The 207-nt window shown below is 36.7% G+C and carries 1 protein-coding gene; it reads right to left on the bottom strand.

Annotation, left to right across the window (positions count from 1 at the left end):
- Position 1: 1 nt before the first annotated feature.
- A partial coding sequence (locus tag M997_RS17075) for an SMR family transporter (RefSeq protein WP_248846342.1) occupies positions 2–207 on the bottom strand: 206 nt, incomplete at its 5' end.

Below are 207 nucleotides of genomic sequence, written 5' to 3' on the forward strand. Positions count from 1 at the left end.
ATTAATGGGAAGCACTTTTAGACAGTAAATTTATCACTAATACACCCGCAATAATTAATGCCATACCAACAATAGCAGGTAAGTCTAGTTTTTGTTGGTAAAGAAAAATGGCGGCAACTGAAACCAATACAATACCTAATCCGCTCCATATTGCATAAGCAATACCTAACGGCATAACTCTTACCACTTGAGAAAGTGCCCAAAAAG

Origin of the sequence: Proteus hauseri ATCC 700826, assembly GCF_001654965.1 — a bacterium.
GTDB classification, from domain to species: Bacteria; Pseudomonadota; Gammaproteobacteria; order Enterobacterales; family Enterobacteriaceae; genus Proteus; species Proteus hauseri.